Here is a 5,552-nt window from a genome sequence, read left to right on the forward strand (position 1 = left end):
GTATCTGGCGACGGCCATCGCTCAGGGTTTTGTAGCGGAAGGCCCAGCCCGAGTAAAGGGTGAAGAGTTTGCCGTTGGGCTTTTGCTCATGCAGGATGGTTGTGCCGGCGGCTACCTGCAAGATGCCAGTGCGGAAGGCCTCGATGAACTGGAGCTCTTCCGCTTTCACGGGCATGAATGCACCGGTCTTGCGTAAACCGCAAGCATTACAGCGAGGCGGGCAGATGGCTGATGTTGGCGTCGGAATGCTCATGGAAGGCACATCTTAGGCGCATATGCCTGTGTCTTTTGACATTGTGAGGTGTGCAGTCCGTCGTTACATTCGGCGCAATGAAAAAAATAAGCACCACTTTGTATGAAATTCTTTACGTCAGCACACTCGCGCCGGAGGCGCCGTTGAGCGTAGTGGGGGATATTGCGGCCAAGGCTCGCCTGGTCAATGCGGAGCGCGACATTACGGGACTGCTGATTTTTGACGGCATGCGCTTTTGCCAGCAACTGGAGGGCGACCAGAAGCAGGTGCTGGCGTTGCTGGAGCGCATCCGCCAGGACACCCGCCACATCAACATGCAGGTTCTGCACCACGACGAACTGGCTGCCCGGCGATTCCGGCGCTTCAGCCTGGGTTACTGCATGGTCGACGACGACGACGTGCTGGACCGGATGGAGCAGATGGACGGGCAAGTTGCGCTGGAGGCATTTGTGGGGCTGCTGTCCAGGCTGGATCTCGACGCCTGAGGTTCAGCCCTGCAGCGCTTGCCACATTTCCTGGTCGCGTTCGGCTGTCCAGATACGCGGGTTCTTGATGCCGCTGGCTTCGTCAAATGCGCGGCTCACGTCAAACGGCAGGCAGTGCTCGTAAATAAACACATGACCGAAGATCGGGTCCATGCTTTTGCGGGTGTGGTCCATGGCGGCTTTGAGGTCCATGCCGGCGGCGGCGGCTTCCTTGCCCGCCTGGTACAGCGTTTCGACCCAGCGCTTCGTATAGTCCAGTGCCTTGTTGACATTGGCAGCGCCCTTCATGGCCTCGCCGCGGCCGGGCACGATGGCTTCGGCTTTGAGCGCGCGCAGGGCTTCCAGTGTGGCGGGCCATTCCTCCAGCTGGGCGTCGCCGGTGTAGACGCCGGCCTCGTACTCGACCAGGTCGCCTGAGAACAGCACTTTTTCTTCTTCGACCCACGCAATCGTGTCGCCGCGTGTGTGGCCGGGGCCCGGGTGCCAGACCTGCACCTTGACACCGCCCAGGTCCAGCACCAGCTTGCCGGGCACTTCGCCCTTCACCGGGTTGCCGCCGTCGATGACCAATGTCGGCCAGGTCAGGCCGGGCACGCTTTCGGCGTTGCGAAAGAGACGCGGAAAGCGTTCCATCTCGCTTTGCATGTCCTGCGCGCCGCGCTCGACGATGAGCTCGTACGTGCCCTGGCTGGCGATCACTTCCGTGGCGCCTTCCGCAATGTAGGCACTGGCGCCCAGCACCCGGACCGCGTGGTAATGCGTGAGCAGCACATATTTGATGGGCTTGTCGCTCACGGTGCGGATGCGGGCGATCAGGTCTTGCGCCATGGCCGGGGTGGCGGTGGCGTCGCTCACCATGATGAATTTGTCGCCAATGATCACGCCGGAATTGGGGTCGCCCTCGGCGGTATAAGCCCAGCAATGTGCGCTGAGCTGCTCAAAGGTGATGACCTTGTCGGTGAGATCGGACTGCGAGGCGAAGGCTTTGGACATGCGGTTCCTGTGTCTGGGACGCTGTGCCGCCGGTTCAATGAACCCGGCGGCAGTTTTGGGTCATTTTACTTAAACGTAATGCGTTACGGATAGTTGAACCAATACACCTGCCCGGTGAAAACGATTTTCAAGGTCGCTATTGATTTGATAGCTGCTTGCGCTCGTCCTGATTGGCCTGCAAGGCAATTTGATGCCAAAAAAAGGGCCCTGCAGGCGAGGCCGGCGGCAGGGCGCTACCCGCGGATTGCCAGCCAGGCAACCGCGCTGTCGGCCAGGGCTTCCAGGGAAGCATTTCCGGCCAGGGTCAACACCCCCGGCTCGGCCGAAGGGTCCTGCAGCGCCTCGAACTGGCTGGCGACCAGGCTGGGCGGGTAAAAGTGGCCCGGCCGCGCGGAGACGCGCCGCAGGGATTCGGCCTGGCTGATGGCCAGGTRCACAAACTGCAGACCGGGCACGGCGCCGCGCAGGCTGTCGCGGTAAGCGGCCTTGAGGGCGGAGCAGGTCAGCACCACACCGGCCGGGTGACGCGCCAGCTCCACACCCAGCTGGCGCAGCCAGTCGGCGCGGTCCTCGTCCGTGAGGGGAATGCCTTGCTGCATCTTCTGGATGTTGCCGGAGGGATGAAAATCATCGCCTTCGATCAGCGGCAACGCCAGCTGGTCGGCCATCAAACGCCCGACCGCCGACTTGCCGCAGCCGGCCACACCCATAACCACCACATGGACTGCCGGCGTGGCGAGGCGCACACCGGGCGCGGAGAAGGAATGGGTCTGGGAAGCTGGGGCCATGCCCAAATTATCGCGGCCCGCCGTGCCTTTACGCGTCGCGCCCGCGATATCTGCCAGGCACCGGTTTTTTTGAGCAAAGCGACAGCCATGGCGCGCTGAGCCTGCCGCAACACAATTGCACCGGGTTTGGTATGGTTGCGCGATGGCCTCTTCCACGAATGATTTTGCGACCTACTGCTGCGAGCTTTTGTCAGGCGTCGGGCGCTGCACGGCCAGGCGCATGTTTGGCGGGTTTGGCATCAGCACCTCGGGACTGACGCTGGCCCTGGTGGCCGACCTGGGCGGCGGCGAGAAGCTGTGGCTCAAGGCCGACGCGGAGACCCGCAGCCTGTATGAAGCCCATGGCTGTGAGCGGTTCACCTATGAGATGACACGCAATGGCGTCAGCGCGCCGCACAGTCTCAACTACTACGCGGCACCCGAAGAGGCGATGGAGTCGCCCGCCGTGATGCTGGAGTGGGCGCGCGTAGCGCTGGAGTGTGCGTTGAAGGCGCGTGCGGCCAAGGCGACCAAAGCGCCCAAGACAGCGAAGGCGAGGAAAACGCCAAAGGCGCCGGCAACCAGGACCGCCAAAACGGCCAAGCCCCGAACCAGGCGCCCATAAAAAAACCCGCAGCCTTGCGACTGCGGGTTAAACGGTTTTCCCGGAGTAAAACTGTTGGCTATCTGCGCTTAGACCAGGTTGGACATGGCCAGCACGTTGTAGTTGCGCGGCTGGAGCTGATTGTCCCTGTAGGCGTCAAAGTCGTGGCCGGTGACGTGAGGCCGGGCGCGGGCAGTGACGAACACCACGGCAACGGGGGTCAGCACCGCTTCAACAGCGGCGACAGCACCCATCGCCATCCCGCGGACCAGGCGGCCCAGGGCGCTGGTGGCCAGGCCGAAGGCGGCACGCAAGTCACCCAAAGGCTGCATCACGCCGGCGCGCCAGCCGGAAGTCTCTTTCATCTCGGGCACTTCGGCGCAGGCCGTTGCCGGCTCCCAGCTGAAATAAGCGGAAGCAGCGTGACCAGCGCTGAAGGACTCCATCACCAGCGACTCACCCGCCCGCAGCGAAAGGCTTTCGCCCCGGCTGAGGAAATGGTCGCCGGCGCGGACCTGGATGTCCTGGCTGGCGGAGTCGAAGGTGGCCCAGACCCGGCCATGCGCAATTCGCAACACGCCGGCCTGCGAGGCGCGCAGCGTCAGCGCTCGGCCCGCACCCAGTTTCCAGAAGCCCGCCAGGCCGGCCACATGGCCGTTGGTGGCATCGGAAGCCTGTTGCAAGAAACGATCTCCTGAGAGGTGAGCTGCGTGGTCCATGGTGTTCTCCTAAAAAGGCACAAAGTGAGTGATGAGGGTTGAATCATCTCGCCACGGGCTTGCACAGTCCAATGAAATCGCGGTAAGCTATTGATTCCATAATCGCATCAATCAATTAGGCCCGAATTGCCCTATTTGGCCTTTTTCACCCTCACACTGTCATGCTCCATTCACAAACACACCTGCGCTCCCGGCCGATTTCCGCCGGCCAGTTAAGGGCTTTTGAGGCCGTCGCCCGCCACCTCAACTTCCGCGCCGCCTCGGAGGAGCTGGCCCTCACCCAATCGGCTGTGAGCCGCCAGATCCAGGGCCTGGAGGAAGACGTGGGCGTGAGCCTTTTTCACCGCCATACCCGGGCGGTGGAGCTCACCACCGCCGGCGGCATCCTGCTGCGGGCCGTCACGCCCTCGCTGGAGCGCATTGACAACGCCGTGCGGCAGATACGCCAGACCGCCGGGCGCAAGAGCGTTTCGCTCACCACCTTTGCCTCGTTTGCCTCGATGTGGCTGATTCCGCGGCTGGAGGGCTTTCAGCGCGACAACCCCGACATCGACATCCGGATTGATGCGTCAGACGTGGCGGTGGACCTGGACATTTCTGACCTGGACCTGGCGCTGCGCTACGCCCCGGCCAGCCACATGCCGCCAGGCGCCATACGCCTTTTCGGCGAGCAGATCACGCCCGTCATCAGCCCCTGGCTGCTCAAAAGCGGGCCGCGCCTGAAGAAGCCAGACGATCTGGCACAGTTCACCTTGATTGAGGCGGGCGACGCGCATCACACCCATCTGGAATGGCTGACCTGGCGCCGCTGGCTGGAAGAGCACGCCAGCCCCAAGCTGGAAGCCAAGCGCTGGCTGTACTTCAACTACGCCTACCAGATGGTGCAGGCGACGCTGACGGGCCAGGGCGTGGTGCTGGCGCGGCTGCCACTGATTGCCGAAAGCCTGGCCTCAGGCGATCTGGTGGAGCCCCTGCCGCAAATGCGCATGGAGTCTCCGATGAGTTATTGGCTGATCATCGGCCCGCGCAATGTGGCCCGGCCCGAAGTGCTGGCGTTTTGCGACTGGCTCAAAAGCCAGGCCGCGCTGACGCGCGAGGCGATTGGCGATGTGCCTGATCCGGATACCGTGGATTCCCTGGACTAGAAATAGGGCCCCCACGCTCCCCCACTTCGTATGGGTCGCTGCCCCCCCGAGGGGGTCGCCCGCCTGTGGCCCGGCAAAGCCGGTTCCACGGCTCATGCTGGGTTAAAGAATTCTTGGGGCACTACCAGTGGGGGCCGAGGGTCCGGCTTCGCCGGCCCCAGGCGCCGCCCCCTTGAGGGGGGAACAGGCTACACGCAGTGAGCCTGGACGGGGGTGTTTCTTATTACACATGCCGTTTTAACAGGCGCCCGGCGCGCGCCTGCACCCTGACGCTGGCCGCATCAGCAGCGCCGGCGACGTAGGCCAGTTCGCCGTTCACAAAGACTTTTTCAATGCCGTCCGAAAGCGCGATCGGGTTTTCGTACGTCGCCACGTCGCGCACTCGGACCGGGTCCAGCACCACGACATCGGCGTACCAGCCCGGCTGCAACTGGCCGCGCTGGTGCAGGCGGAAGTTGCGCGCCGAGAGGCCCGTCATCTTGTAGATCGCGGTCTCCAGCGAAAACAGCTGCTGCTCGCGCCAATAGCGCGCCAGCACCCGCGGGAAGGCGCCCCACAGGCGCGGGTGCGGATGCTTGTCATGCGG

7 protein-coding genes and 1 pseudogene are annotated in these 5,552 nt (G+C 63.4%); 3 read left to right on the forward strand and 5 right to left on the reverse strand.

Features of this window, described 5'->3' with window-relative positions:
• Positions 1 to 253, reverse strand: a pseudogene (locus AC1DWI_RS12365) (Crp/Fnr family transcriptional regulator); the annotation flags it as partial.
• Positions 254 to 330: 77 nt separating this feature from the next.
• On the opposite strand from AC1DWI_RS12365, the gene AC1DWI_RS12370 reads away from it, so the two are divergent.
• The gene (locus AC1DWI_RS12370) at positions 331 to 738 is read left to right on the forward strand and encodes a BLUF domain-containing protein (protein ID WP_477670016.1); all 408 of its coding nucleotides are present in this window, start codon (positions 331 to 333) and stop codon (positions 736 to 738) included.
• Positions 739 to 741: 3 nt separating this feature from the next.
• Here AC1DWI_RS12370 and AC1DWI_RS12375 read toward each other — a convergent pair whose 3' ends face one another.
• Positions 742 to 1,731 carry an MBL fold metallo-hydrolase gene (locus AC1DWI_RS12375; RefSeq protein ID WP_477670017.1) on the reverse strand — a complete coding sequence of 330 codons (990 nt, stop codon included), beginning with the start codon at positions 1,729 to 1,731 and terminating at the stop codon, positions 742 to 744.
• 233 nt (positions 1,732 to 1,964) lie between these two features.
• Complete coding sequence (locus AC1DWI_RS12380) at positions 1,965 to 2,519, reverse strand: gluconokinase (RefSeq protein WP_477724926.1); 555 nt, start codon at positions 2,517 to 2,519, stop codon at positions 1,965 to 1,967.
• 142 nt (positions 2,520 to 2,661) lie between these two features.
• Between AC1DWI_RS12380 and AC1DWI_RS12385 the strand changes: the two genes are divergently transcribed.
• Entirely contained in the window at positions 2,662 to 3,123 is a 462-nt protein-coding gene (locus AC1DWI_RS12385; RefSeq protein WP_477670019.1) for a TfoX/Sxy family protein, read from the forward strand.
• Positions 3,124 to 3,191: 68 nt separating this feature from the next.
• Here the strand turns inward: AC1DWI_RS12385 and AC1DWI_RS12390 are convergent, their stop codons facing one another.
• Entirely contained in the window at positions 3,192 to 3,821 is a 630-nt protein-coding gene (locus tag AC1DWI_RS12390) for a DUF2917 domain-containing protein (protein ID WP_477670020.1), read from the reverse strand.
• A gap of 161 nt (positions 3,822 to 3,982) precedes the next feature.
• Here AC1DWI_RS12390 and AC1DWI_RS12395 point away from each other — a divergent pair, with 161 nt between their 5' ends.
• On the forward strand, positions 3,983 to 4,966 hold the full coding sequence (locus tag AC1DWI_RS12395; protein WP_477670021.1) for a LysR substrate-binding domain-containing protein: 984 nt from the start codon (positions 3,983 to 3,985) through the stop codon (positions 4,964 to 4,966).
• 223 nt (positions 4,967 to 5,189) lie between these two features.
• Here the strand turns inward: AC1DWI_RS12395 and AC1DWI_RS12400 are convergent.
• Positions 5,190 to 5,552, reverse strand: a 363-nt coding sequence (locus AC1DWI_RS12400; RefSeq protein WP_477724927.1) for an amidohydrolase family protein, incomplete at its 5' end; no start/stop codon positions are given.

The sequence above is a fragment of the Polaromonas sp. P3_C2 genome (genome assembly GCF_056402675.1).

Excerpts from the sequence above, each read along its gene's own strand:
- AC1DWI_RS12385 (WP_477670019.1), top strand. The coding sequence starts at position 2,662 with ATGGCCTCTTCCACGAATGATTTTGCGACCTACTGCTGCGAGCTTTTG.
- AC1DWI_RS12390 (WP_477670020.1), bottom strand. The coding sequence starts at position 3,821 with ATGGACCACGCAGCTCACCTCTCAGGAGATCGTTTCTTGCAACAGGCT.
- AC1DWI_RS12370 (WP_477670016.1), top strand. The coding sequence starts at position 331 with ATGAAAAAAATAAGCACCACTTTGTATGAAATTCTTTACGTCAGCACA.
- AC1DWI_RS12395 (WP_477670021.1), top strand. The coding sequence starts at position 3,983 with ATGCTCCATTCACAAACACACCTGCGCTCCCGGCCGATTTCCGCCGGC.
- AC1DWI_RS12375 (WP_477670017.1), bottom strand. The coding sequence starts at position 1,731 with ATGTCCAAAGCCTTCGCCTCGCAGTCCGATCTCACCGACAAGGTCATC.